Source organism: Ellagibacter isourolithinifaciens, assembly GCF_008831035.1.
GTDB lineage: Bacteria > Actinomycetota > Coriobacteriia > Coriobacteriales > Eggerthellaceae > Ellagibacter > Ellagibacter isourolithinifaciens.
Window position 1 is genome coordinate 1 of sequence record NZ_WAJR01000016.1, and the last position, 25,236, is coordinate 25,236.

At 61.4% G+C, this 25,236-nt stretch carries 20 protein-coding genes; 17 read left to right on the forward strand and 3 right to left on the reverse strand.

What is annotated here, in order from left to right; genetic code table 11:
- The 3 genes from F8C90_RS07010 to F8C90_RS07020 form a co-directional block, all read left to right on the forward strand.
- Nucleotides 1-733 (forward strand): hypothetical protein (locus tag F8C90_RS07010; protein WP_211361054.1); only part of this gene is annotated, 733 nt, incomplete at its 5' end.
- Between the two features lie 138 nt (nt 734-871).
- A complete protein-coding gene (locus F8C90_RS07015) occupies nt 872-2,131 on the forward strand; it encodes an MFS transporter (protein ID WP_170264583.1) in 1,260 nt (419 codons plus the stop codon).
- A gap of 30 nt (nt 2,132-2,161) precedes the next feature.
- Complete coding sequence (locus F8C90_RS07020; protein ID WP_158049810.1) at nt 2,162-2,974, forward strand: rhomboid family intramembrane serine protease; 813 nt, start codon at nt 2,162-2,164, stop codon at nt 2,972-2,974.
- Between the two features lie 498 nt (nt 2,975-3,472).
- On the opposite strand, the gene F8C90_RS07025 is transcribed toward F8C90_RS07020, so the two are convergent.
- A complete protein-coding gene (locus tag F8C90_RS07025) occupies nt 3,473-3,682 on the reverse strand; it encodes a hypothetical protein (protein WP_158049811.1) in 210 nt (69 codons plus the stop codon).
- A 112-nt stretch (nt 3,683-3,794) separates the two neighbouring features.
- Between F8C90_RS07025 and F8C90_RS07030 the strand changes: the two genes are divergently transcribed.
- The 13 genes from F8C90_RS07030 to F8C90_RS07085 all read left to right on the forward strand — a co-directional run bounded on the left by F8C90_RS07030 (nt 3,795) and on the right by F8C90_RS07085 (nt 21,149).
- On the forward strand, nt 3,795-4,463 hold the full coding sequence (locus F8C90_RS07030; protein ID WP_170264584.1) for a LexA family protein: 669 nt from the start codon (nt 3,795-3,797) through the stop codon (nt 4,461-4,463).
- Between the two features lie 229 nt (nt 4,464-4,692).
- A complete protein-coding gene (locus tag F8C90_RS07035; protein WP_158049813.1) occupies nt 4,693-7,251 on the forward strand; it encodes a hypothetical protein in 2,559 nt (852 codons plus the stop codon).
- Between the two features lie 136 nt (nt 7,252-7,387).
- Nucleotides 7,388-7,780 (forward strand): metal-sensing transcriptional repressor, encoded by a 393-nt coding sequence (locus F8C90_RS07040; RefSeq protein ID WP_158049814.1) that lies wholly within the window; start codon nt 7,388-7,390, stop codon nt 7,778-7,780.
- A gap of 3 nt (nt 7,781-7,783) precedes the next feature.
- Nucleotides 7,784-10,651, forward strand: coding sequence for a heavy metal translocating P-type ATPase (locus tag F8C90_RS07045; protein WP_158049815.1), 2,868 nt, complete (start codon nt 7,784-7,786; stop codon nt 10,649-10,651).
- Nucleotides 10,652-10,944: 293 nt separating this feature from the next.
- Nucleotides 10,945-11,781, forward strand: coding sequence for a tRNA threonylcarbamoyladenosine dehydratase (locus F8C90_RS07050; protein WP_158049816.1), 837 nt, complete (start codon nt 10,945-10,947; stop codon nt 11,779-11,781).
- On the forward strand, nt 11,781-12,557 hold the full coding sequence (locus F8C90_RS07055; protein WP_158049844.1) for a TatD family hydrolase: 777 nt from the start codon (nt 11,781-11,783) through the stop codon (nt 12,555-12,557). Before F8C90_RS07050 ends, F8C90_RS07055 begins: the two co-directional genes overlap by 1 nt.
- 106 nt (nt 12,558-12,663) lie before the next feature.
- Nucleotides 12,664-12,882: a YbaN family protein gene (locus F8C90_RS11240; protein ID WP_246155841.1), complete on the forward strand. Its 219-nt coding sequence runs from the start codon at nt 12,664-12,666 to the stop codon at nt 12,880-12,882.
- Nucleotides 12,883-12,919: 37 nt separating this feature from the next.
- Nucleotides 12,920-13,096, forward strand: coding sequence for a hypothetical protein (locus tag F8C90_RS11245; RefSeq protein WP_246155842.1), 177 nt, complete (start codon nt 12,920-12,922; stop codon nt 13,094-13,096).
- A 281-nt stretch (nt 13,097-13,377) separates the two neighbouring features.
- Nucleotides 13,378-14,289 carry an aromatic amino acid DMT transporter YddG gene (gene yddG, locus F8C90_RS07065; RefSeq protein WP_170264585.1) on the forward strand — a complete coding sequence of 304 codons (912 nt, stop codon included), beginning with the start codon at nt 13,378-13,380 and terminating at the stop codon, nt 14,287-14,289.
- A 239-nt stretch (nt 14,290-14,528) separates the two neighbouring features.
- Nucleotides 14,529-15,791: an amidohydrolase gene (locus F8C90_RS07070; protein WP_158049818.1), complete on the forward strand. Its 1,263-nt coding sequence runs from the start codon at nt 14,529-14,531 to the stop codon at nt 15,789-15,791.
- Nucleotides 15,792-16,055: 264 nt separating this feature from the next.
- Complete coding sequence (gene dnaE, locus F8C90_RS07075) at nt 16,056-19,514, forward strand: DNA polymerase III subunit alpha (RefSeq protein WP_158049819.1); 3,459 nt, start codon at nt 16,056-16,058, stop codon at nt 19,512-19,514.
- Nucleotides 19,515-19,776: 262 nt separating this feature from the next.
- Entirely contained in the window at nt 19,777-20,586 is an 810-nt protein-coding gene (gene truA, locus F8C90_RS07080; protein ID WP_158049820.1) for a tRNA pseudouridine(38-40) synthase TruA, read from the forward strand.
- A 2-nt stretch (nt 20,587-20,588) separates the two neighbouring features.
- The gene (locus F8C90_RS07085; RefSeq protein WP_158049821.1) at nt 20,589-21,149 is read left to right on the forward strand and encodes a hypothetical protein; all 561 of its coding nucleotides are present in this window, start codon (nt 20,589-20,591) and stop codon (nt 21,147-21,149) included.
- Nucleotides 21,150-21,310: 161 nt separating this feature from the next.
- Here the strand turns inward: F8C90_RS07085 and asnB are convergent, their stop codons facing one another.
- Together asnB and F8C90_RS07095 are read right to left on the reverse strand one after the other, a co-directional pair.
- Nucleotides 21,311-23,314, reverse strand: coding sequence for an asparagine synthase (glutamine-hydrolyzing) (gene asnB, locus F8C90_RS07090; RefSeq protein ID WP_158049822.1), 2,004 nt, complete (start codon nt 23,312-23,314; stop codon nt 21,311-21,313).
- 134 nt (nt 23,315-23,448) lie between these two features.
- A complete protein-coding gene (locus F8C90_RS07095; RefSeq protein WP_158049823.1) occupies nt 23,449-23,817 on the reverse strand; it encodes a hypothetical protein in 369 nt (122 codons plus the stop codon).
- 252 nt (nt 23,818-24,069) lie between these two features.
- Between F8C90_RS07095 and F8C90_RS07100 the strand changes: the two genes are divergently transcribed.
- A complete protein-coding gene (locus F8C90_RS07100; protein WP_158049824.1) occupies nt 24,070-25,236 on the forward strand; it encodes a Fic family protein in 1,167 nt (388 codons plus the stop codon).

Genomic DNA, 25,236 nt, shown 5'->3' on the forward strand with positions numbered 1-25,236 from the left:
CCCCAAGCCCCGCCCCGAGGCCTGTGGGAAAACGAAACCAGAGGAGAGACGCGTGGCACAGGACTTCTTCGACCTGCTCTACAACGGCTATACCGGCGAGTACCAGCTTATGAGCTCGCTGTACCGCAACGGCCTCGATGCGTTGCGCCCGCCCGCCGACATGGGGATCGATGTGGTGTCGCTCAACCTCAAGCAGCAGCTCGAGCATCCCGGCATGGCTCCCGAGACCTTCTTTTTCCAGGTGAAAACGGCGGTGACGAACGTGAGCGAGGCTGCCGACCGCCCCGGCGCGATCGCGACGGTGGAGTTCAAGCTCAAGCAAAGCGAAGTGGACCTGCTCGCCTGCTCGCGAGACCGCGCGCTGTTCTGCTACGTCTACAACTACGAGGCCGATTCGCTCACGGACGCGTTCGAAGCGCCGTTTATCTGCTTCTGGCTCGACGGTACTCTCCTCGAGAAGGTTCGCAGCGGCGGCGCGTTCTTTCGCAAAGAGGGCGAGCCTAAGCTGACGCTCGCCTGCCAGCTGCGCAAACCGAAGCACGAATACGGCCACTGGCACGCCGTGGTGGTGGACGAGAAGGGGAGCAAGGTCGACGGTGGCTACCTCGGTGTTGTCGGCGGCTCGGGATACCCGGCAGACGACGAGGCGGACCACTATAGCGTGGTCGGCTATCTCAAGTACGCGCGCAGCTGCTCGGGTGTCGCCGAGAAGTCGGACTCTCCGACGCAATAGAAGGGGAAATTTGCCCAGTTCGTGGGCTTCTTGGGCGAAATGTGCCCGTGTGCTGTGCAAGGTGCTAGCATGGTGGGCAGGATTCGACGACGAAGGCGCCCACGCGGCGCCTTTTTCAGGAGAGGAGGCCGCAAGGATATGTCGACGGGTGCGATCAAGCGACACTACGAGAAGGTGATCGCGGCATGTTGCTTCCTTATCTTGTTCACCAACGTCGGCCTTCCCTCCACCTCGTTTTCCGTGTTCCAGCCCTACCTGGTCGATCTGCCTGGCGTTGGCAACACCGGCGGCTCGATCATCATCTCGGTGCGCACGTTCATGTCGCTGATCGGCATGCTCGTGGTCGGACGCTATTACGACCTGCTCAACTGCCGCATCGGCGCGTTTCTCGCATCGCTGTGCGTCTGCGCGGGCTTCTTTCTCTATTCGCAGAACACGGGAAGCTTCATCGGTTTGTGCGCAGGCTCGGTGTTCACGGGGCTTGGGTACGGCTTGGGCGGCATGATCGCTTCGACGATGCTGATCAACCGCTGGTTCCGCTCGAACGTCGCCACGGTGGCGGGCATCGCGGCGGTCGGGTCGGGGGTGGCTGCCGTCATCTTGCCGAACGTGACGGTTGCGCTCATCGGCACGTACTCGCTTTCCGCGGCATTCCTCTTCGAGTCGGCCCTCGCGCTTGTCCTCGGAGTGCTCGTCTTCCTGCTTCTGCGCAACTACCCGCGCGACCTGGGGCTTGAGCCTTACGAAGCACCCGAGGGGAAGAAGGCGGGCAAGCCCGGCCGCGCCCGCGCCGCTCGTCGCAACCGCAACGTTCCCGAAAAGCTTGCTCCGCTCGTGCTGGTCGCGATGACGTTCGTCGGCTGCATCTCCGTCGGCGGCACGAGCTATCTGGCCGTGCTGTTCACCTCGGAGGGCTTCTCCGCCGAGGGTGCGGCGGCACTCGTGGCGCTGTGCGGTGGCTGCCTCACGGTTGCCAAGCTCGCAAGCGGGGTCGTGTTCGACCGCGTTGGGACGAAGCGCGGCTCGATGATCTTCTTCGCCCTGTTCATCGGTGGCACGTTGCTGCTCTGCCTGTCGGATATGGGGAACGTGGGGCTTGCGGGCGTTGGCGTGTTCCTCTACGGGTTGGGGCTCTCCCTCGGTACCGTGGGCATATCCGTTTGGTCGATCGAGCTCGCGCCGAAGGGGCGCGAGGCCAAGACGATCAAGAACTTCCAGCTCTGCTATGCGCTCGGCGGGTTCATTTTCACGTTCCTGCCCGGCTTTTTGGCAGAAGCGTTCGGAACCTATCTTGTTACGTACGTGATCTTGCTCGCGATGATCGCGTTCGCCGCCGTGGTCGTCGTGGGTGTGTACCTTTTGGGAGACCGTCGGGTATCTGATAGCATACGTTCGTAACACACAACGATTCCACGACAAGGAGCGGCGATGACCGACGACCCGATCACCTCACCTGACGCGCAGCAGACGCCGGTATCTTCCGCGAGTACGCGACCTGTGCCCATTACCGACGAGCAGCTCCGTGAGATGATGCGCGATGAGGAACCCTCTTTTCTCGAGCGCAACTCGGGGCGCGTGGTAACCCTTGCGCTGATCGCGGTGAACGTGGTGTGCTTCGTGGCTGAGATGTTCATCTCGGGCACGGGCCAGGACATCTCGATTCTCACGTTGGTCCAGATGGGAGCCATGTACGCGCCGATGGTGCAAGGCCCTGCCGACCTGTACCGCTTCGTTGCGCCCATGTTTTTGCACATGGACCTCATGCATCTTCTGTTCAATATGGTCGCGCTCTACAGCGTGGGCGAGCTTTTGGAACGCGTGCTTGGGCGCGGGAACTTTCTTTTGCTCTATTTCGTCGCGGGCATCACGGGTAATGTCGTCTCCTACGCGGTCGACATGGCGCACGGCGGCGGGCTGTCTGTCTCCGCCGGTGCCTCGACAAGCGTGTTCGGCCTGTTCGTAGCCGTGGCGCTTCTGTGCGTCCTCGTTCGCGGCAACCGTGCGGTCTTCCGCGACTTCTCGAAGAGCATGCTCTCGATCATCACGGTGAATGTCATCTACACGCTGCTCGTGCCGAACATCTCGATCAGCGGCCACCTAGGTGGTGCCATCGGCGGCGCGATTGCAATGCTGCTGCTTCCTGCGGCGAGCCTTCGCACCCCGCGTCTGGTCCGCATCGTCGTGGCCGTGCTGTGGGTGGTGGCCGTCGCTGCCGTCCTCGTCTGGGGCGGCGTTTTCTAGAAAGCAATCGACGGGAATGCGGCGTGCTGTGTGGGATGAGCCGCTTTCTGCAGGATGTGCTCCCGCTGTCGCTCGCGTCGCGCCCACGCTTGCCGAGCACCTCTGCTGCGCGATCGTGCGTCGCGCGGGCGCCTGCCCTCGTACGACGCAGTCTCCGGGCCCAACGAGCGGGACGAACAGCCCGTCCGCATGCTCGCTTCGCACGTTGGAAAGCGAGCTCTCCTCGATGCGCGCTGGTTCGATTGTGTCAGTTTCCGCGCAGGTAAAAATCTTGCGAGTTGGATGCTGTAATCGTAGCTGGAAACCGCTTCGAAGATATCCGCCGCGATAGAAGGTTACGAATTTGTTTCGGTGTGCGCGCCGACTGGTGGGATAGTTTGGCGCCTACAAGCGAGGGGTTGTGTCGGGGCGTGTGATGATTTGGCTCCTATGAGTTGGGCGTCGTGGCTCCGGAGCGCTTCGAGAGCTTGCTTGGCGCCTGCGGGTTGTTCCTTGCTGCTATGCGCGAAGGGACTCGAACGCGCCTTCGATGAGGGCTTGGCCTGCAGAGCCCATCGCGCAGGCGAGGGCTGCGAGCTCGTTTAAGGTGAGCGTGCCGGGGTGGCGCTCCACTTGGGCGTATTCCGATATCGGCAAATCGATAGCGTCCGCACATTGCTGTGCCGTTAGCCCCGATATCTCGCGTGCGCGCGTGAGCCAGTTTTTCACGCTGCCTCCCTTCCCGTGGATTTGGCGTTATTAAGTTTAACGGGTAACAAGGCCTCGTCAATCGAGGGAATATGCAAGTTTGGTAGCATTGTTGCGGCAATGGGAGGTGCGCGTGGGCGATACGACGGACAATGCGATCGGCAATAACATCAGGGCGGTGCGCGTTGATGCGGGGTTGACCCAAACCGAGTTTGCGAAGCGCCTCCAAGTTTCTCAGACCACGGTTTCGTCGTGGGAGACGGGCGCCTCTCAACCGCGTCGCAGCAACCTCTTCATCCTGCTCAGCGAATTTCCCGGCCTCACCCTTGAGGATATCAACAGCGAGAAGAACGGCTTTGCTCGCCGGTCTCTTCGCCGCTCGAGCGATTCGCAACCTGAGCAAGCGCCATTGCTCGGGCGCGTGGCTGCGGGAGCTCCGCGCGACGCGTTTCCTATCGAGGAATACGTCGCTGTGCCGCATTCGCTGCACGAGCGTTACCCGAACGCGTTTTTCTTGCGCGTGTCCGGCGAATCGATGAACCGCGTGCTGCCGAACGGCTGCCTGGCGCTCGTTGTGCCCGAGTCCGAGGTGGTCAATGGGCACGTGTATGTGTTCGGGACGGAGAGCGGCGACTTCACGGTGAAGCGTGCAAGCGTCACCGAAGACCGCATAACGCTCATGCCTGATTCCTACCTTCCCGGATACGAGCCGATCGAGTTCACCCGAAGCGGAGAGCGCCCCCTCCCGCGCGTGATCGGGCGGGTGGTGTGGTTCACTATGCCGGAGAGATTCCGCGTCTAACTCTCACGGCCGGCGTGTCGGGATTTGCGCGCCCTTTCCTGCAATCCCAGTTCAAAGGCGCACGACAGCAAGACGCCGTTCCGCGCGCGCCAATCTTCCTGTATAGGTGCGGCGGGTGCGTCTTTGCCGCCGCTGCGAAAACGGCCGCATGGCATCAGGAGAGTCAAGTTTGATGTGGGGGCGCGGTGGAAGTGGGCACGCCGCGCGGCATCGCGCTTATACTTGGGGCATGGCTAACAATGATCAGGGATACGATCCGTTCGAGCCGGGCCATTCCACGCCCGAGTTCGAGCAGTTCGCACGCGAAAATCAAAAATATCGGAAGGCGAGTCACGCTCGCGGCGGCGCGTCCGCGCAAAAGCGCATGCCATCGTCGGGTGCGCGCTCGCGCTCGGCTGCTGCGGGCGGTGCAGGGCCGCGGGCAGCGGGTTCTCGCAATGCGAACTCGCGCGTGGCCAGCTTCCGCAGCGGCTCGCCTCGTGCGGCTGCTCCTGCGGGGAGGGGCGGCTCGCCGTCTTCCGGCGGCTCGGGCAAGCACGCTTCGCGCGGCGCAGGCAAGACGCTACCGCAGACGCATGCTGCCGACAGCCGCAAAACGGCAGGTCGTGCGGCTGCCCCTATGGGGAAGGCGCCTTCGCGCTCTTCGCGGCCCGCATCCCCGCAGCCGCCCCTGCGGGCGCCCGAGCCTCAGCCGGTGTTCGCCCGTGCGCACAGCAAGGCGCACAACGTCGTAGGGGTTCTCGTCTGCGTGTTGCTGGCGATCGCGCTCGAGGTGTTCGGCTACAACTTCCAGTTCTTCTACTCCATGACCTATCCCGATGCGGGAAGCTATCTCGTCAATGGCGCGCAGCCCTCGCAAGTGGGAACGATTACGCTCGATTCCTCGTCGAGCTCGTTTGAGATCACGGGGCTCAACTCCACCGTGCGCTCCATCCACTTCACGCCGGTGCTCTCCGATGCCGCAGGTGCCGCGAAGGCGACCGACAGCAAGATTCAGGTTGTCATCTCGCTCGCCGACGAGGGCAACGCGAACTACTACGCGAACCCGGCCGTGTCGGTCGACCCCGCCGACCCCGCGACTACCTACATCTCGCTCGATCCCGCTGGCAAGTGCCATTCCATCAAGGTGAACATGACAAACCTCGCGGACATCGGCGCAGTTCAGGTTTCGGGTATATCGCTCAATCAGAAGGTTCCGTTCGATTTCGACCCGCTGCGCGCGGGCTCGGTGCTCGCCATTCTGCTCGTGCTCTTCGCGCTGCGCCCCGCATCGGGCCTCTACAGCCGCGTTCGCGACTCGCGCCTGACGAGCCACCGAATCCTTATCGTCGCGCTCGTCGCCGTGCAGTGCGTGGTCGTGCTTGCGCTCGTTTTCTCCAACTCGCACTACGTGTCCTTGACGCAGACGCCGTCCTACGAGAACCAGTTCCAGTATCAAAAGCTCGCCGTTGCGCTCACTCAGGGGCATCTGTACTTGAACGACGTGCCCTCCGACGCGCTGCAGGCGATGGCGAACCCCTACGATACGCAGGCGCGCGCGGCGCAGGGCGTGCCCTATCTTTGGGACCACGCGTACTTCCACGGGAAATACTACGTCTACTTCGGCATCCTGCCGTGCCTGGTGTTCTACGTGCCGTGGCTGCTCGTGACGCACACGGGCTTTCCGACGTGGCTCGGCATCGCCATCTGCGACTGCGTCTATGCGGCGGGGCTTATGTACCTGCTCTCGGCGGTGTGCCGTCGTTGGTTCCCGCGCACGTCGATCGGGGTGTTCGTGGTGCTCGATGTGATGCTGTTCGTCGCGGGCGGCGGCATCATCCTCGCGCGTACGCCGTCGATGTACTTCATGCCCGAGGCGATGTCGCTCGCACTCGTCTCATGGGGCCTGGGGCTGTGGATCTCGGGCACCTCGCGCGGCTATATCGAGCGGGGGAAGATCGTGCTCGGTGCGCTGCTCATCGCGCTCACCATGGCGTCCCGCCCGCAGATGGTGCTCTCCGCGGTGCTCGGGCTCGTCCTTTTCTGGCCGTTCCTTCGCGACTCGAAGGGCGATCGAGGGGCTAGACGGGACGTTATGGGTGCCTTCAAGGTGGCGATGGTACCGTTTGTGCTGGTCGCTGTCGCGGTGCTGGCTTACAATGCCGCGAGGTTCGGCTCACCGTTCGATTTCGGCGCGAACTACAACCTCACCACGAACGACATGACCCATCGAGGGTTCCACCTTGACCGCATCCCGTTCGGGCTTTACGCATACTTGTTCCAGCCGCCCGTGTTCGGCAGCCAGTTCCCGTTCCTGCGACAGGCCTACCTCGACCCGGCGTACCAGGGCATCACCATCTACGAGCCCATGTTCGGCGGTTACTTCTTCCTGTACCCGATGGCGCTGGCTGTTCTGGGCATCGTCATCGGGCGCGTGCGCGCACAGCTTAAGGAGAAGCGACTTTTGCCGCTGTTCGTGGCGCTTGTGTGCGTGGCCTTCGCGCTGTGCATCTTCGATTTGCAGGGCGCGGGCATCCTCATGCGCTACGTGTGCGATTTCGGGTTGTTCTTCGCACTGGCGGGCGCGATTGTGTTCCTTGCGCTTCTGCAGGTCAAGAGCGAAAAGCGCCTCACGAAAGATTGGACGACGCAATTCTCTGCCGTAGGCTCGCGCGGGGCTGTCGCGGCGGCGGGCGAGGGCGCAGAAACCGTATCGGTGTACCGTATCTCGCTGTACTTCATGTTCGCGACGCTTGTGCTCATGGTGATCATGAACGTGATGCTCTGGAATGTTTTCGGCATGTATTGATGTCGGCGCGTCCCCCGCTGTTCCTCGCTTGCCTTTGTCCTTCGCGCGTTTTCTCTCTTGCATATACCCCTAGTGGGTATATAATGCCGACTGAAAGATACCTCCAGGGGGTATGTGAAAGAAAGGAAAGGTTGCGATGGCGAAGGCTAGCGGCAAGCGCTCGGTAGAGGATGCAGACAAGGTCTCGGCTGATGGCGAGCTCGCCTCCTGCGAAAGCAAGGGCCCGCGCGCGCAAAGCTGCTGCTGCCATCATAAGGCCACGCCGCGCTCGGAGGAGTTTCAGCGCGACCTGCAGAAGCGTCTCAATCGCGCAATCGGCCAGCTCAACGGCGTGAAAGCCATGATCGATGACAACCGCTACTGCGGGGACGTCTTAACGCAGCTCGCTGCCGCGGAGTCTGCCGTGCACTCCATTTCCGCCATCCTTCTGCAAAACCACCTGGAGACCTGCGTCGTCGAGCAAATCGAGGCGGGCAACATCGCCATCATCGACGAGGCGATGCAGCTCATCAAGAAGTTTGCGAGGTAGAAGATGACGCAAAAGCAAACCTTCGACGTTTCGGGTATGACCTGTGCTGCCTGCTCCGCTCGCGTCGAGAAGACGACATCGGGCGTTGCCGGTGTCGAGCATGCTGTGGTGAATCTGCTGAAGAACTCGATGGAGGTGGAATACGACGGAAATCCCGCCACGCTCGCCGCGATCAGCGCGGCGGTCGAGAAGGCGGGCTACGGCGCCGCGCCCCGAATCGAGGCCGCCGCAGCCGCAGGTGCCCCGAGCGGCGCAGCTCCCTCGGCCGCGCGGGAAAACGCCGCCGCGAAGGAGGCGGCGCATGTGCGCATGCGGCTCATCGTGTCGTTCGTGTTTACCATCCCCTTGTTCTACTTATCCATGGGGCACATGTTCGGGTGGCCCATCCCCGGTATTTTCCTGGGTCATGAGAACATGCTCACGTTCGCATTTACCCAGTTCCTGCTCTTGTTGCCCGTGGTTTTCGTGAACTTCAAGTTCTTCCGCGTGGGCTTCAAGACGCTCTTCCACGGCTCGCCGAACATGGACTCGCTCATCGCGCTGGGCTCGACTGCCTCGACGGTCTACGGCATCGTCGCGATCTACCGTATCGGCTGGGGAATGGGGCACGGCGACGTCGATTTCGCGCACATGGCGGCGATGGATTTGTACTTCGAGTCGGCGGCGATGATCCTCACGCTGATCACGCTGGGCAAGTACTTTGAGGCGCGCGCGAAGGGCAAGACCACCGACGCGATTGCGCAGCTTATGGACCTCTCTCCGAAAACGGCGATTCGCCGCAACGTCGACGGTGCCGAGGAAGAAATCCCTGTCGAGCAGGTGCGACCGGGGGATATCCTCATCGTTCGCGCCGGTGCGGGCGTGCCTGTCGACGGAGTGGTGATTGAAGGCGCGGGCACGGTCGACGAGTCCGTCATCACGGGCGAAAGCGTACCGGTGGAAAAGGGCGTGGGGGCTGCGGTTACGGGTGCGACGGTGAACCGCACGGGATGGTTCGCCATGCGCGCCGAGCGCGTGGGCGCAGACACCGTGCTCGCGGGGATCGTGCGCATGGTCGATGAGGCGACGAGCTCAAAGGCCCCTATCGAGAAGCTCGCCGACAAGATTTCGGGCGTGTTCGTGCCCGTGGTCATCGCGATTGCGCTTATCACCTTCATCATCTGGATGTTTGTCGGTGCAGGTGTGACGACCGCTCTTTCTCACGCGATCAGCGTGCTCGTTATCTCGTGCCCTTGCGCTTTGGGGCTCGCCACCCCGACCGCCATCATGGTGGGGACGGGACGCGGTGCTGCGAACGGCATCCTCGTGAAGTCGGCAGAGGCGCTGCAGACCGCGCACGGCGTGAAGACGGTCGTTCTCGACAAGACAGGAACCATCACGAAGGGTGCGCCCGAGGTGTGCGAGGTGCTGGTTGCCGAGGGGCGTTGCGGCAGCGCTTCGAGCGCTACGGGTTGTGCCGGCGGAGTCCCGAGCTCGGCAGATGGCTTCGGTGGCGCCCGCAAAGCGAGTTCCGCACGAGCCGAACAGTCCAGTGGACTGTTCGTGCGAGTCGGGACTGCCGAGCGACTGGGTGCTGCCGAAGCCATTCAAACCTCTCAGGTTGACGCTCAAACACTCGCCTTCCTTTCCCTTGCATACTCCCTCGAGAAGCGCTCGGAGCACCCGCTTGCGCAGGCAATCGTGGCATACGCCGAGGCTCGCGGCGCGATGGCACAAGAAGTCGAGCACTTCGAGCAGATTCCCGGCGGCGGGCTTCGCGGAGTTGTCGCTGGTCGCGCGTGTCTCGCCGGCAATGCGCGGCTCATGGAGGAGGGCTGCATCGACATCGCAGGGGCGGAAGGAGGGGCGCAGCGCTTGGCCGATGAGGGAAAGACGGTGATTTACTTCGCGGTCGATGGCGAGCTCGCGGGCCTTATTGCGCTGGCTGACGAGCCCAAGCCCCGAAGCGCTGCGGCGCTTGCCGAGCTCTCGCGCATGGGTATCCGGACCGTCATGCTCACGGGCGACAACGAGCGCACGGCACATGCCATCCAAAAACGCGTCGGCACCGACGATGTCATTGCCGGCGTGTTGCCTCAGGGTAAGGAAGAGGTCATTCGCGACCTGCAGAAACAGGGAACAGTTGCCATGGTGGGCGACGGCGTGAACGATGCTCCCGCCCTCGCGCGCGCCGATGTGGGCATCGCCATCGGTGCGGGCACCGACATCGCCATCGACAGCGCCGATATTGTGCTCATGAAAAGCGACCTGACCGATGTGCCCGCGGCGATCTCGCTTTCGCGCGCGACCATGCGCAATATTAAGCAGAACCTGTTCTGGGCGCTCATTTACAATGTGATCTGTATCCCCGTGGCGGCCGGTGCGCTCTCGTTCGCGGGCGTAACGTTAAACCCCATGATCGCCGCGGCGGCGATGTCGTGCAGCTCGGTGTGCGTGGTTTCGAACGCGCTTCGCCTGCGAGGTTGGAAGCCTGTGGTGCTCGGCGAGGCGGCATCGGCGCTGGAACCCGAGGCTGCACCCGATGCCGCACCCGGGGCTGCGATCGCAAGCGAGGCGGGTGTGCCCACGATGGATGGGCCCTCTGCGGAAGACGGCGACGGGTCGCCTGTTTCCGCTGGTCATATCGAAGAAGTGCAAACCGTGAAACCGAAGGAGATCATCATGGAGAAAAAGCTGTCCGTCGAAGGAATGATGTGCCAACATTGCGTTGCCCACGTGAAGAAGGCGCTCGAGGGTATCGAGGGCGTTGAGGAAGCCGTGGTCGACCTCGATTCCAACAGCGCGACGGCGAAACTATCCGCCGACGTGGCCGACCAGGTGCTTGTCGACGCCATCGTCGATGCGGGATACGAAGCGAAGGTCGTCGAGTAGCAAGACGCCTCCTTCGTGGTCAAAGAAAGAGTTATGCGCTGCTGTTGGCTCGCTAAAGTGACATTCACTCTGTAGTTACACCCCGCATTACCAAAATTTGGGTTGTAACTGCGACAATTCTCGACTCTCACCCATTTGAAAGAAGCAAACGAGCGCGCATAACTCGCTCAGTTGACCACGAACTTGCCCTATTGCTCCACGAGGCGTTGCGAGCGCCTATCCACTGCGATTTTGAGGGCAAGCCACGCTCTCGCCTCCCTAATTCGCTAAAGCCCACCGGAAGGAACGAACCCATGGCTAAGACAGCCGAACCGAACACAACCCCCGCACCCGATGGGCGCCCGCTCGTTGCGCGAACGTCCCCTCTCGAGGATCGATGGGGGAGGCTCTCCATCGTGTTCGGCCAGGACGGCGTCGATTTGCTCGCCGGCAAGAAAGTGCTGCTCTTCGGTCTGGGCGGTGTCGGCTCGAACTGCCTTGAGCCCCTCGCGCGCGGTGGTATCGGATCGTTTGTGCTGGTCGATTGCGACGTTGTGCAGCCCTCGAACGTGAACCGCCAGGCGGTTGCTTGGGAGAGCACTATCGGTCGACGCAAGACGGACGTCGCGCGCGAGATGGTGCGCGCGATCAACCCCGAGGCCCATGTGGAAACGGTCGACGAGTTCGTCCTGACCGAAAACCTGCCCGCTTTCCTTGACGCGCACGGCGACGTCGACTTCGTGATCGACGCAATCGACACGGTCTCCGCGAAAATCGCCCTCGCGAAGCTGTGCGAAGATCGGGGCCTTTCGCTCGTGTGCTCAGCGGGTGCAGCGGATCGCTTCTTCCCCGAGCGCCTTTCGTTTGCGAACATCTACGACACGCACGATTGCGGGCTTTGCCGAATCTTGCGCAAAGAGGCACGAAAGCTCGGCATCAAACGCTGGACCATCCTGTATTCCGACGAGCCTTCTGCGCGCGAGCTTTTGGGCACCCCGCGCCTGCCCGAGCCCGAGCAAGTGCCCGGTGAGCGACGCCGGAAGCTTCCGCTCGGCACAACTTCCTGGATGCCTCCCATCATGGGACAAATGATCGCGGGCTATGTGATCTGCTCGCTTATGGGTTTGGAAAACGGCGGGCGATCGTTGTGATGGAGGGGATCCCGCTCATCGACACGCACTGCCACCTGGACTTTGCGGGCAATGCGGTGGAACTTGCCGCGGCGTATGCCGCATGCGGCGGTGCGCTATCGGGAACCTGCGATCCGTGGGATTTCGAGCGCGTCCGCACGATGTTCGCCCCCTTTGCCTCGCGCGTGCGGGTTGGCTTGGGGCTTCATCCGTGGTGGGTTGCCGATGGCACTTGCGGGGAAGAGGAAGTCGCGCTGTTCGAGCGCTTGGCACCCGTCGCGTCTCTTATCTCGGAAGTGGGGCTCGACTTTCAGCCGCGACGCGCCGATACGCGCGATGCGCAAATCGAGGCGTTTGAGCGCGTCTGCGTTGCTGCCGCGCGCCCTTCAGCGGAGTTCCCGCGACGCATTATGTCCATCCACTCGTCGGCGGCAGCGGCCTGCGTGCTCGATGTGCTCGAACGCACGGGGTGTCTCGATGCTTGCATCTGTATTTTCCACTGGTTCTCCGGCTCGCAAGAGGAGCTGACTCGCGCTATCGAGTCGGGCTGTCTCTTCTCCGTGAACGAGCGCATGCTCAAAACGAAGCGCGGACGTGCCTATGCGCGCGCAATTCCCAAAGATCGCCTGCTCATCGAGACCGACTTCCCGAGCAAACCCACCGCTATGACGATTCCCCAAGACGTCGTCCCGCGCCTCGAGCGTACGATGTCGCTGCTCGCTGCGGCTCGCGGTGACGATGGGCGCTCGCTGGCCTCGGCCATTGCCGCCGCAAGCAAGCGGCTTCTTCTCCCGTAGAGAGGCAATTCGAGGTTCAAAAGTTTTCCGTGGGATATTTAACGAGGAAGCCATGGCAAACTTCTTGTGATTTGTTTGAATATCGAACAGTAAGCAGGTACGATACGTGAACGAACAGGCTGCGCAAATTGAGCAGAGTGTTAAGGTTGAACAGATAAAACAAGGTAGCTGTCGCCTTCGCTACTGCCTGTGGACGGCAGGGGGTTTTCTCTTTTTCGCTCTGGGGATGGTGGGCGCAGTGTTGCCGATTCTGCCTACGACGCCGTTCATCCTGGTGGCAGCCTTCTGCTTTGCACGCAGCTCCAATCGTCTGAACGGCTGGTAAAGGCACGAAAGTCTACAAGATGGTGTTTGAGGGCTATATGACCAAGCGTTCCATGACGCTGCGGTCGAAGCTCACTATCCTTGTGCCCGTTACCGCGCTTTTGGCTGTGGGCTTTGCCATGATGGGCAACGTTCCTGTTGGCCGTGCAATTGTTGCCGCCGTGTGGGTGGGGCATATCGTCTATTTCGGGTTTGTCGTGAAAAGTGAGCGCTAACCAGGGAATTCGCGCCAGAGATTTCGCGCTCAGCGATGGGGTTTGCCCTGTGCCAGAAGCTACCGCATGGCGCTTTCCGCCTTGCGGCCCTTGTACGGCAATCCTGCCCGCTTCTTCTGCCCCGCTTCTTCTGCCCCGCTTCTCGCCCGTCCTCCGTGCCCAGCCCTCACCCATCGCCTTTTTTCTCTTTTTGCGGGCGTCGCGCCCCATTGCGCCTGCGCTCCTGTACTATAGGGCGGTTTGGTGATTCGATGGGGAAGGAAAGCGGCCGCGTGAGGCGAATGGGCGAAAGCGATCGTGCCACGATGGTGGGCTTTCTTGCGCTCGTGTTCTGGAGCATGATGTTCGGGTTTGTGCGCCTGACCTCGCAGGGTTTCGGCGTCTTGCTCGGCGGTGCGCTCATCTACACGCTTGGCGCGATCTCGCTGTTCATCGTTTTGCGCCCATCGCGGCCGAACGCTTATTCCTTGAAGTACTTCCTGGTCAGCGGCGGGCTTTTCGTGTTCTACGAGGCCGCCATAAGCGCCTCGATCGGCCTTGCTGCCTCGTCCACGCAAACGGTCGAGCTCAGCATGGTGAACTATTTGTGGCCCTCACTTACCGTTCTTTTGAACTCCACGGCGATGCGCGGCGCGCGCGGATTCGCCCGCGCTCTGCCGGGTGCTGCGGTCGCGACGGTGGGCGTAATGCTCGCTATTGGGGGAGATGCCGGCCTTGACGCGGGCGTCGTCGCGGCGGATATCTCCTCGAATCCGCTTCCGTTCGCCCTGACGCTCGCGGCGGCGCTTGCCTGGGCGTCCTATTCCGTCGTTACGCCGCGCATCACGAACGGCAAGGATGCCACGCCCTATTTCATGATCGGCGTCGCGGCGGTGTTCTGGGTGATGTTCGCCGCCTCGGGCGCGCCTGTTCCCCAAAGCATGCCGTCTATCGGGTCGATCCTGGCGCTTCTTGCCGCGATGGGCTCGATCGCCGCAGGGTACGCGTGCTGGAACCACGGACTGCTGTTCGGCAACGTGTCGCGCATGGCGCTAGCGTCGTACGCGGCGCCCTTTCTCTCGGTGGTGGCAAGCTCGATCATCTTGGGGCTCGCGCTGCCCGGGCTTTTCTGGGCAGGCGTTGCCTTCGTCGTTGCGGGTTCGTTGTTGAACCTGCTCATGGGCAAGCGCACGGAAAGCCACGAAAAAGCCTAGCTCGGAAAGGGGACTCAGGACGCCTTTCGATAGAAGCGGCGTTTTCAAGTTGCCCGCAGTGCTGGCGGCCTTTGCTGCGTTGTCGAGCACATTCCCTTTGTGTCCTGACAGCTCGTTTTCTCACCGTTTGTCCGCTTTAATTCTGGTTTTGCGCGAATTTGCCGCTTTGTGCTGGTCTTTCGCACGTTCTTCCAATACCATCATGGTCGATTTGACCTTATCTTTACGGAGGAATCCCCATGCATCCTTGCGCCGATGCCGAAGCGCTTGCTTTCGCCCAATCCGAACTTGCAGGAACCCGCACCGCCGCGCTCGTTCGCGATGCCGCCGCGTCCGCCGAGGGCGCCATCATCGAGTGGCGTCGGTTGTTTCATCAGCATCCTGAGCTTTCGGGGCGGGAATCGCATACGCAGGAGATGCTCTGCGGCGAGCTCGATCGCCTGGGGGTGGAATATCGCCGCCTCGATAACAACGGTATCATCGCGACGATTCGCGGGGAGGCCCCCGGAGCCTACGATGCCGCCGGCGTCCCCGTTCGCCGCGTGGCACTTCGCGCCGACATCGATGCGCTTCCTGTAACCGAGGACACGGGCGTGCCGTTCGCCTCCGAGAACGATGGCGTCATGCACGCGTGCGGACACGATGCGCACATGGCCATGATGCTCGGTGCGATCCGTATTCTTCTCGAGACGAAATCGCAGCTCAAAGGCGAGGTTCGCATTTTGTTCCAGCCTGCTGAGGAAATCTCGATAGGAGCACTCTCCATGATCGACGCCGGCGCGCTCGACGGCGTCGACGCCATTTACGGCGCGCACATCTGGAGCGAGGTCGACGCGGGCACGGTGTCGTGCGCGCCGGGGCAGCGCATGGCCAACACCGACTGGTTCCACATCGACATCGAGGGCGTCTCCGCGCACGGTTCCATGCCGCACAAGGGTGTCGACGCCGTTGTCGTGGGGGCGGAGATGGTGAACGGGCTGCAGGTGCTCGTCAGCCGCGACGTGTCGCCGTTCGACCCGGTCGTGGTCACCGTGGGCGAGTTCCACGGTGGCGAGGCGCGCAACATCATGGCTGGTCACGCCTACCTTTCGGGAACGGTGCGCACCTGGACCGAAAAGCTGCGCCGCGAAGTCCCCGATCGCCTCGAGCGCATCGTGAGCAAGATAGGGCACGCTTTCGGGGCCAAGGTGAAGTTCACGTTCGAGGAGGGCAACGCGGGCCTCTCGAACGACCCCGTGTGCGCGGAGGTCGCGCGGCGTGCGGTCGTGGACATGCTGGGGGAGTCCGCGGTGTCGGACTACCGCGGTACGCTCTCGGGCGAGGACTTCAGCGAGTACCTGAACATCGTGCCCGGCGTGTTCTGCTTCGTTGGAACGCGAAATCCCGAGGTCGGGGCTTCGCACCCGCAGCACAGCTGCCATTTCACCATCGACGAGAGCGTGCTCGCGAAGGGCAGCATGGTTGCCGCCCAATGGGCCTGCCGCATGCTGGCGGCGGAATAGCGGACATCGTCGTGCGCACTTTGCGGGTTCCCTGAGGGCCCGCGGCTGCTTGCGGGCGCTCCGCCCCGATGCTGGCGGAGATTCCTCGCGGCGGCGCATGTCGGGCTCTCGTGCGCCTTCCCCGAAAAACCATCATTTGTTCGCTGTGTTAGCCATGCAAAACTTGCCACTTGCTGCTATGATTGAACGTGAGAAAACAGCTGCGCACTCACACTTGCAAACACACTTCGCGCGCATACCACGTAAGCGATTCGAGGCATATCCATGGCGTTCGTACATTTGCACAATCACACCGAATATTCCCTGCTCGACGGCTTGACCCATGTGAAGGACATGGTCCGTCGCGCCGCCGATCTCGACATGCCGGCGGTGGCTATCACCGACCACGGCGTCATGTCGGGCGTGCCGGAGCTGTGCGACGCGTGCACGGCGGTCGAGAAGGAAACGGGCAAGAAGGTCAAGCCCATCTACGGCTGCGAGGTCTACTTCACCACCGACGAGGAGCTGCGCAAGGACGCAAAGCCGAAGCTGTACCATCTGCTGCTCCTCGCGAAGACCAACGAGGGCTATCACAACCTGTTGCACCTGGTCAGCGAATCGCATGTTGACAACTTCTACTACAAGCCGCGCACGACGTTCTCCATGCTGCAGAAGTACGGCCACGGCATCATCGGCTCGTCCGCGTGCATCGCGGGCATCATCCCGAAGCTTCTGGACAACCGCCAGTTCGACGACGCGGTCGAGTGGGCGCGCCGTTTCGCGAGCTGCTTCGACGAGGGCGACTTCTACATCGAGCTGCAAAACCAGGGCCTGCGCACCGACGCCGGCATGACGCAGACCGAGCTCAACCGCCAGCTCGCCAAGGTCGCCCAGCTTGCGGGCCTAAAGACCATCGCCACGAACGACTTCCACTACCTTAAGAAGGAAGACGCAAAGGCGCAGGATATCATGCTGTGCATCGGCACGGGTTCGGCGGTGAACGACGCGAACCGCATGCGCTTCGAGAACGACGAGTTCTACATGAAGACGGAAGAGGAGATGCGCAAGGCGCTCTCCGAGTTCCCCGAGGCGTGCGATAATACGGTCGAGGTGGCCGAAAAGATCGACGTCGTGCTCGAGCGCGACTCCATTCTGCCGCGTTTCCCCTTGCCAGAGGGCGAAACCGAGGAAAGCTGGTTCCGCAAGCAGTGCGAGTGGGGCTTGAAGAAGCGCTACGGTGACCCCGTGCCCAAAGAGGCATGGGATCGCTATGAATACGAGGCTGGCATCATCTTGCAGCAAGGCTTCCCGGCGTACTTCCTCATCGTGCAGGAATACATCGCCTGGGCCCGCAGCCAGGGAATCGGCGTCGGCCCGGGCCGTGGCTCGGCTGCAGGCGCCATCTGCACTTACGCCATGGGCATTACCGACCTCGACCCGCTTCCCAACGGGCTTCTGTTCGAACGCTTCCTGTCGCCCGAACGCGTGGAGATGCCCGATATCGACGTCGACTTCGAGGATGAACGTCGCCAGGAAGTCATCGAGCACATCAAGGAAGTCTACGGCGAGGACCATGTGTCGGGCGTTATCACGTTCGGCAAGCTGCAGGCGAAAAATGCCGTGCGCGATGCTGCGCGCGTGCTTGACTACCCTTACAGCGTGGGCGACCGCATCTGCAAGATGATCGGCGACGAGCTCGGCATCACCATCGACAAGGCGCTCGAGACGAACCCCGACCTGAAAAAGGCCTACGACGGCGAAGAGGACGTGCGACAGGTTGTCGATGCTGCGAAGTCAATCGAAGGCCATGTGCGAGGCGAGGGCGTGCACGCCTGTGCAACCATCATCTGCCGCGACCCTATGGCCGACCACGTGCCCATGAAGCGCGACACCAAAGGCGGCGGCATCATCACGCAATATGACGGCCACTACACGCCTGACCTGGGCTTGCTCAAGATGGACTTCCTTGGACTGCGCACTTTGGGCGTGCTTTCGCGCGCGTGCTGCAACGTCGAGCAGACCACTGGCGTCAAGATGGTGCCCGAGGAGATTCCCACCGACGACGAGGGCGCCTTCGCCCTCATGCGCTCGGGCAACATGGACGGCCTGTTCCAGGTAGAAGGCTCGCTGTACGTGAGCCTGTTCGCACGGCTCCCACCGCGCCGCTTCTCCGACATCGTCGCATCGATTGCCCTCAACCGTCCGGGCCCGCTCGAGTCCGGCATGGTCGACGACTACGTGAAGGTGGCGAGCGGCAAGACGCCCGTCCACTACTACGACGATCGCCTGCGCCCTGTGCTCGAGGAAACCTACGGCACCATGGTCTACCAGGAACAGATCATGCAGGTGTCCATGGTGATGAGCGGCTTTTCCGCCGGCAAGGCAGACAAGCTGCGCAAGGCAATGGGCAAGAAGAAAATCGACATCATGCGCCTGCTCCAGGAAGACTGGAACAACGGTGCCGTCGAGAACGGCTACTCACTCGACATCGCGAAGAAGATTTGGGATGACGCGGAGAAGTTCGCTAAGTACGCGTTCAACAAGTCGCACTCGGCTGCATACTCCATCTTGGTCATGCGCACGGCGTACCTGAAGGCGCATTACCCCAACGAGTACATGGCCGCAGTGCTGTCGAGCTACATGGGCAACACCGACCGCCTCATCCGCTACATCGCGAGCTGCAACCACAACGGCACGCCCGTGCTGCCGCCGGACATCAATTCGTCGAACGCCGAGTTCACCCCGGTTAAGGATGGCATCCGCTTCGGGCTCGTCGGCGTGCGCGGCGTCGGGCGCAACGTGGCCGACGCCATCATCGCCGAGCGCGAGGAAAACGGCCCGTTCACCAGCCTGCATGACTTCGTGAACCGCGTCGATGCGAAATGCTTTAACCGCAAGACGCTCGAAGCGCTCATCAAGGGCGGCGCCTTCGATTCGACGGGGTACACGCGCAAGCAGCTCATGTACTTCCTGGAGGACACGCCGCTGCTCGAGAACGCCTCGAAGCGCCAGAAGGACCGCGACGCCGGACAGGTGAGCATGTTCGACCTGTTTGCCGCTGACGAGGACTCCGGTTTTCAGGAAGACGTGCCCGCGCCCGACGGCATCGAGTGGGACAAGCGCACCAAGCTTGCCTACGAGAAGGAAATCATGAAGATCTACGTGTCTGAGCACCCGCTTGCACCGTACGAGAGCGCGATTTCCCGCATGACGAAGTTCCAGCTGGGCGACTTGGCCGAGCGCACGAAGGAAATCAAGTCGGCGACGTTCGTCGGCATGGTGTCCAATGTGGTGACCAAGCTCACCAAGCGCGGTACGAAGATGGCCACGTTCACGATCGAGGACACAACGGGCCACATGGAGTGCATTTGCTTCAAGTACGACGAGAACGCAGAGGCCATCCATGAGGATGCCATCGTGAAGATCAAGGGCAAGTTCGAGCACAGCGACCGCGGCAACCAGATCATGGCGTTCGAGATCGAGGAAATCGAGCTGAACGAAGAGGACGCTCGCCCTTCGCATCTGCAGCTCAACGTGCCGTCGTACGAGTTCGACCAGCAAAAACTGTTGCGCTTGAACCGTATCTTGCAGTCGTATCCGGGCCGCGATGGGGTTGTGCTCCTCGTCACGCAGTCCGACGGCCGCCGCTTCCGCGCGGAGCTGCCGGTCACGGTCGACTCGGGCTCGCCGGTTATGCGAAGCGAGCTGCAGGATTTGTTCGGACGTGGCGCGCTGATCGCATAGAGAGTTTGCTATCGCTGGCCCGGGGATTGACCTCGGGCCAGCGTTTTCTTCTCTCCGATAGCTCATTGCGAGCCGCAGCGCTGCAGGTCGCCCGTGACTTGCCTCAGGTTGCCTCCCTTGGCTCTTCGCTGGTCGGTGCTTCGCGTCCCCCTGGCTCGCCGCAGGTCGCCGAATCTCGCCCCGGGCTCTTTGCAGTTCGCCGTAGCTCGATATGAGGTTCGCCGCCTTATTGCTTGTCGTGTTCGCGCGCAAATGAGGTATCATGCTCGATATGGATAATGTCAAAAACTATATGACGCATTCGCTTGCCGTCGCCTACAATGGCAAGCCTTTCAGTGGCTTTGCGCGCCAGCCCGGTCAACTTACGGTGCAGGGCGAGCTGGAACATGCGCTTGAGCTGCTGTTCCGCCGCGAGGTTGAAACCACGTGCGCCGGCCGCACCGACGCGGGCGTCCATGCGCGCGCTCAAGTCGTGAGCTTTGATATCTCGCCTGATGAATTGCGTGATCGTACGCTTGAAAGTCTCGCCCGGTCGATGAATGCGCTCACGCATGAGGCCATCGTCGTGCGCTCGGTCGACGAGCGCGAACTCGGCTTCTCTGCCCGCTTCGACGCGACGGAGCGCGAGTACCGCTATTTCATCTGCGTCGAGCCCGCGCCGCCCATTTTCCTACGCGATTTCTCGTGGCATATCCCAAAGCCGCTCGATGTAGAGGCGATGCGCGAGGCATCCCGCGCGCTCATTGGCGAGCACGATTTCAAGAGTTTCTGCATGGCGGCAAGCGCGGTGGGGAAGCCGACGTGTCGCAATGTGCATGAAATCTCGTTCGCTCAAGAAGAGGTGATGGGGGAGCGGGCCGTCGTCATCACGGTGAAGGGCAATGCGTTTCTCCACTCCATGGTGCGCACCATCGTGGGCACGCTTGTCATGGTCGGCCGCGGCCAGCGGAAGCCCGAATGGGTCGCCGATGTGCTCCAGGCGTGCGACCGATGCGCTGCTGGGGAGAACGCACCTGCAGCCGGCCTCGTTTTCTGGAACGTGAGCTACGACGGCGTAAGGGACCACATCTGATCATGGTGGAGCGAAAGACACCTTTTCGTGGTAAGCGCGAGTACGTCACGTTCGGCGATGGGTTTCCCGGCTTTGGGGAATCCGACGAGCACAAGGCTTCGCGCTGGAATGCGGATCTCTTCGAGGAAGCGCCTGTTTCGGAACCTGAGAATGCGCCTGTTGCTTATACGGGTGATGAGGATTTCTCGACGCGCGGTCGCTACAGCGGAGTTGGCGTAATCGTCGATGAGATGGGGGAGTTCGACCCTGAACCTGTGCGCTGTGGGAGCGCGGGGCCTCTGCCAGGAAAGAATGCGGAACCCGTGCGCCGAGACAGCATGGAGTCTGTGCTGGTCAAGAGCCCCGAACCTGCGAGCCGAGAGAACCCCAAGTCGGTCGCGACCGCAAGTAGCTCCAAGTCGGCCGCCTCTGCGCACAACCCCGAATCAGCGCAATCTGTTGAGGCCAAGCTCGACCTCTCGCTGTTCCGCGAGCTCTATCGAAGCCGAGACGGGCGCCTCGTCTTCTTCGAGCATTGTGCGACCGGCCATCTCGCCGCCGTCGACGCATCGAAGCTCGTGTAAGCTGAGCATCCTCGGCTTCGGGTGCCGTCGACTCATTCCACCGCCCTACGTTTAATCGCACGGACTTAAGCGGGGAGTAATAAGCACGCTAACGAATAACGCCCCTTGCATCGATTGGTCGAGCAAGGGGCGCTGCTGTTCTCGCCGTAGGGACGAATTTGTTAGCGTGCTTCGGGCTTTTCCGGCACGGTGCGATCGACGAAGTAGATCTTGTACCACATGAGGAACATGTACACGATCCAAATCTTGCGCGAGCGATCGGCGCCCGCCTTGTGCTCGTCGAGCAGGCGCACTAGCTCATCGGTGTTGAAGAACTCGCGCGCGATGTCGCCTGTGAACCATTCTTTCACCATGGTGTAGTAGCGCTCCTCGCGCAGCCAATTCACGACCGGCACAGGGAAGCCGAGCTTCTCCTTCTGCGCCCAGTCCTTTGGGATGGCGAACTCTGCGGCGTCACGCAGTGTGAGCTTCGTCTGTTGCTCGTTGGCCTTGAGCGGCGTGGGAATGGTGGCCGACAGATCGAACACGCGGCGATCGAGGAAGGGTACGCGTGATTCGAGCGAATGCGCCATCGACATTTTGTCGGTCTTGAGCAGGATGTCGCCCACCAGCCAGAAGTACAAATCGACATACTGCATGCGCGTCGTCTCGTCGAGATTGGCAACCTCGGCATACACGGGCGCCGTGAGCGATTGCGGGGTGGGGGCGTTGCAGCCGCCCTTGAGCAGGCTTGCGCGTTCCTCGGGTGTGAAGGCGACGCCGTTCGCGTTGGTGTAGTACCAGTCCTCAGGTGTCTCGCTTGCGCGCTCAAGATAGTTCGCGCCGCGCAGATGAAGCGCGCGCATCGCATGGGATGCGCCCTTGAGCAGGCCCTTCGGCGCCCAGCTTACCTTCGCGTTGGAGAACGGCGTCTGGTAGATTCGATAGCCTCCGAAGAACTCATCGGCACCTTCTCCGGAAAGCACGGCCTTCACCTGGGTGGCGGCAATCTGGTCGACGAAGTACAGTGCCACGGCGGAAGGGTCGGCGGAGGGCTCGTCCATGTGCCACTGCACGCGCGGAAGGCTCGCCCAGTATTCCTCCTCGCCGATGTATTTGTCGGTGTTAGCGATATGCAGGTCGTCTGCCAGCTCGCGCGCCCAAGAAATCTCGTCGCGCATGGTCTTGCCGCCGGCGCCTTCGGCATTGTTCGCCGCTGCTTGCTTGTAGCACTCGAAGCCCACGGTGAACGTCTTGATGTCGGGGTTCTCCTTGGCCAGGCACGCCGCCATGTAGCTCGAGTCGATGCCTGACGACAGGAAGCTTCCGACCTCGACGTCGGCCACGTTATGGTAGCGCACGCTGTCGCGCATGACCTCGTCGATGGCGCGCGCGGTGTCCTCGCGGTTGCGGCTCTCGTCGAAGTGGTACTCGGGGCGCCAGTAGCGGCGCTCGGTGATGGAACCGTCGGCGTGCACGGTCATGCAGTGCGCGGGCGCAAGCTTGAAGATGCCCTTGAAGAAGGTCTCCGGCAGTGCGCTGAACTGGAAACACAGGTACTGCTCGAGAGCCTCGCGATTGAGCTCGCGGGTGTATGCGGGGTGCTCCAGGATGCATTTGATCTCGGACGCGAAGATGAACTGGCCGTTTTGCTGCGTGTAGTAGAACGGTTTGATGCCGAAGAAATCGCGCGCGCAGAAGAGCTCGCGAGTCGTGCGGTTCCAGATGGCGAACGCGAACATGCCGCGCAGGCGGTCGAGCACGCCTTCGCCCCATGCGAGATAGCCTGTGAGCAGCACTTCCGTGTCCGATTTCGTCTTGAACTGCCAGCCTTGCGTCTCAAGTTCGGCGCGAAGGTCCTGGTAGTTGTAGATTTCCCCATTGAACACGATGGCGAAATCGCCCTTCGCGAGCATGGACTCGGGCGTGCCACACGGCGTGCCGTCGGGCATGAGCGCGGGGGAGGTGATGGCCGAGTCGTGTTCCCCCGTGGCGCGAACCATGGGCTGGTTGCCGTTCGCCAGGTCGATGAGCGAGAGGCGGCGGTGCCCGAGCGCGATGCCGCTTTCCGCGTCGAGATACTGGCCCTCGCCGTCGGGCCCGCGATGCGCCATGATGTCGCACATGGCCTTGAGCGCGGGGGCGTCAGCGCTGGTCGCTTGGGTGAATCCGCAGATTCCGCACATGCAAAAGCTCCTTCATATCGATGTCGTGCGCTCGCGCGCAGCGATTCTCGTGTGGGTAGGGTTCCATGATAGCGAAAGCGCATGACGTGCAGCCTTCTTCTGCGAAAACTGCGGAAACGCCGCGCAAATGGGCACTAGCGGACGGGCGGCTTGGGCGCGGCCGGGGGAGCGGCTTGAGCGCGGGCGTCGGGCGTGGAGGCAATCGTCACGTCGGGGTTCTCGTACACCACGCGGGCCTCGGTCTCCGCACGGGCGAAGTCATCGGCGGTGAGGGCCGAGCGGAGGATCACGTCGACCGTGCAGCCGAGGTCCTCGGCGATGAAGCGGCGGAACTGCGCGGCGTCGGCGCGCGAGAACGTGCATCCGACGTCGAGCAGAAGGCAGGCGTCCCCGCCCGTGCGTGCCTGGTCGGAGGCGTAAAGCGAGAATACCGCGACCTTCGCGATGGCATAGCGTGGCGCGACGCGGGAAACGGCGTCGCGGATGGATCCGAAATCGTTCATGAGATGGCTCCTTTGCAGCCTGGTGGGCTTGATGGTTGCGTAGGATTCCAGTATATCGCCAATCGCGAAGATGGGCGCGCCGGCGGGGGTCTTTCATAGGTCGAGAAACGCTCGTTTGTTTGAGCCATTCTCTAACAACACTATTTCGTGATTAACGTGTTAATTCAAATTGTAATGACACTTTATTCTACAAAAAAGTTGTTAGATAATATACTTATTGGATAATCGCGCAAAAGTGTCATTAGAGGCAGTATGCAGTGGCAAGATAAAGGTCAAGGTTTTCTGAGGAAGAATCTTTCGGGCGAGTCGGAGTATAGTTCGTTTATTCCCTCCTCGCTTGATACCGTCGTTCCGGTGGAGCTAAGCGAGGAAACCGTCAGATTGCTCAGCGCTTGCTCCCGAAAACTCGGCGAGCTTGAAGGCATGCTGCGTTTTGTCCCCAATGCTTCCATGTATCTTGCGATGTACGTCCGCAAAGAGGCTTTACTTTCAGCCCAGATAGAGGGAACTCAGTGCACGTTCGACGACATTCTCGATCCTGAGAACGTCGAATTGGCTCAACGTGATGTCGCCGACGTAGTTAACTATATCAGGGCAACAGAATATGCTGTGCGGAGAATGAACGAACTACCTCTTTGCATGCGCTTGCTTAAAGAGGTTCATGCGGAATTGCTGTCGGGCACGCGCGGCTCTGAAAAGAATCCCGGAGAGGTTAGGTCGTCTCAGAATTGGATAGGGCCAGCTGGATGCGGCCTGAGAAACGCTGCATATATTCCCCCTAACGTCGATGATATGCATGATGCTTTGGGTGAGCTGGACAAATTCATCAATAGCGATATCGCAATCGATCCAATTGTGAAGGCCTCCCTTGTCCATTATCAATTCGAGACGGTGCACCCTTTTCTTGATGGAAACGGCCGTCTGGGGCGCCTGCTCATCACTCTTTCCCTGATGAATGACGGGGCGCTCAGCGCTGCGATATTCTATCCTTCTTATCAGCTTAAGCTTCGTAGAAGGGAATATTATGAACGCCTGATGGCGGTTAGGGAGAATGGCGAGTATGCGCAGTGGGTCGGCTTCTTCTGCGATTGCCTTCTGGCCAGCGCGGTGGATGCCATAGGCTCGCTCGAAAGACTCGTCGATTTGCGAACCAAGAACACGAATCTGATTAATGGAGGATTAGGGCGCTCGGCATCAAATGGCCGGCGTTTTTTGGAGCTTCTTGAGGGCAATCCCATCGTTGATGTGTCTTTTGTCGCAGAAAAGCTTGATATTGCTAGAACCACCGCCGGCAATCTTGTTAAGGATTTCGTTGGACTGGGGATTCTTGTGCAGCGAGAAAAGGGGAAGCAGCGTTATAGGACGTTTCTCTATGAGGATTACTTGAGCATCTTGAGACAAGGTAGCGACCCCTTGTAG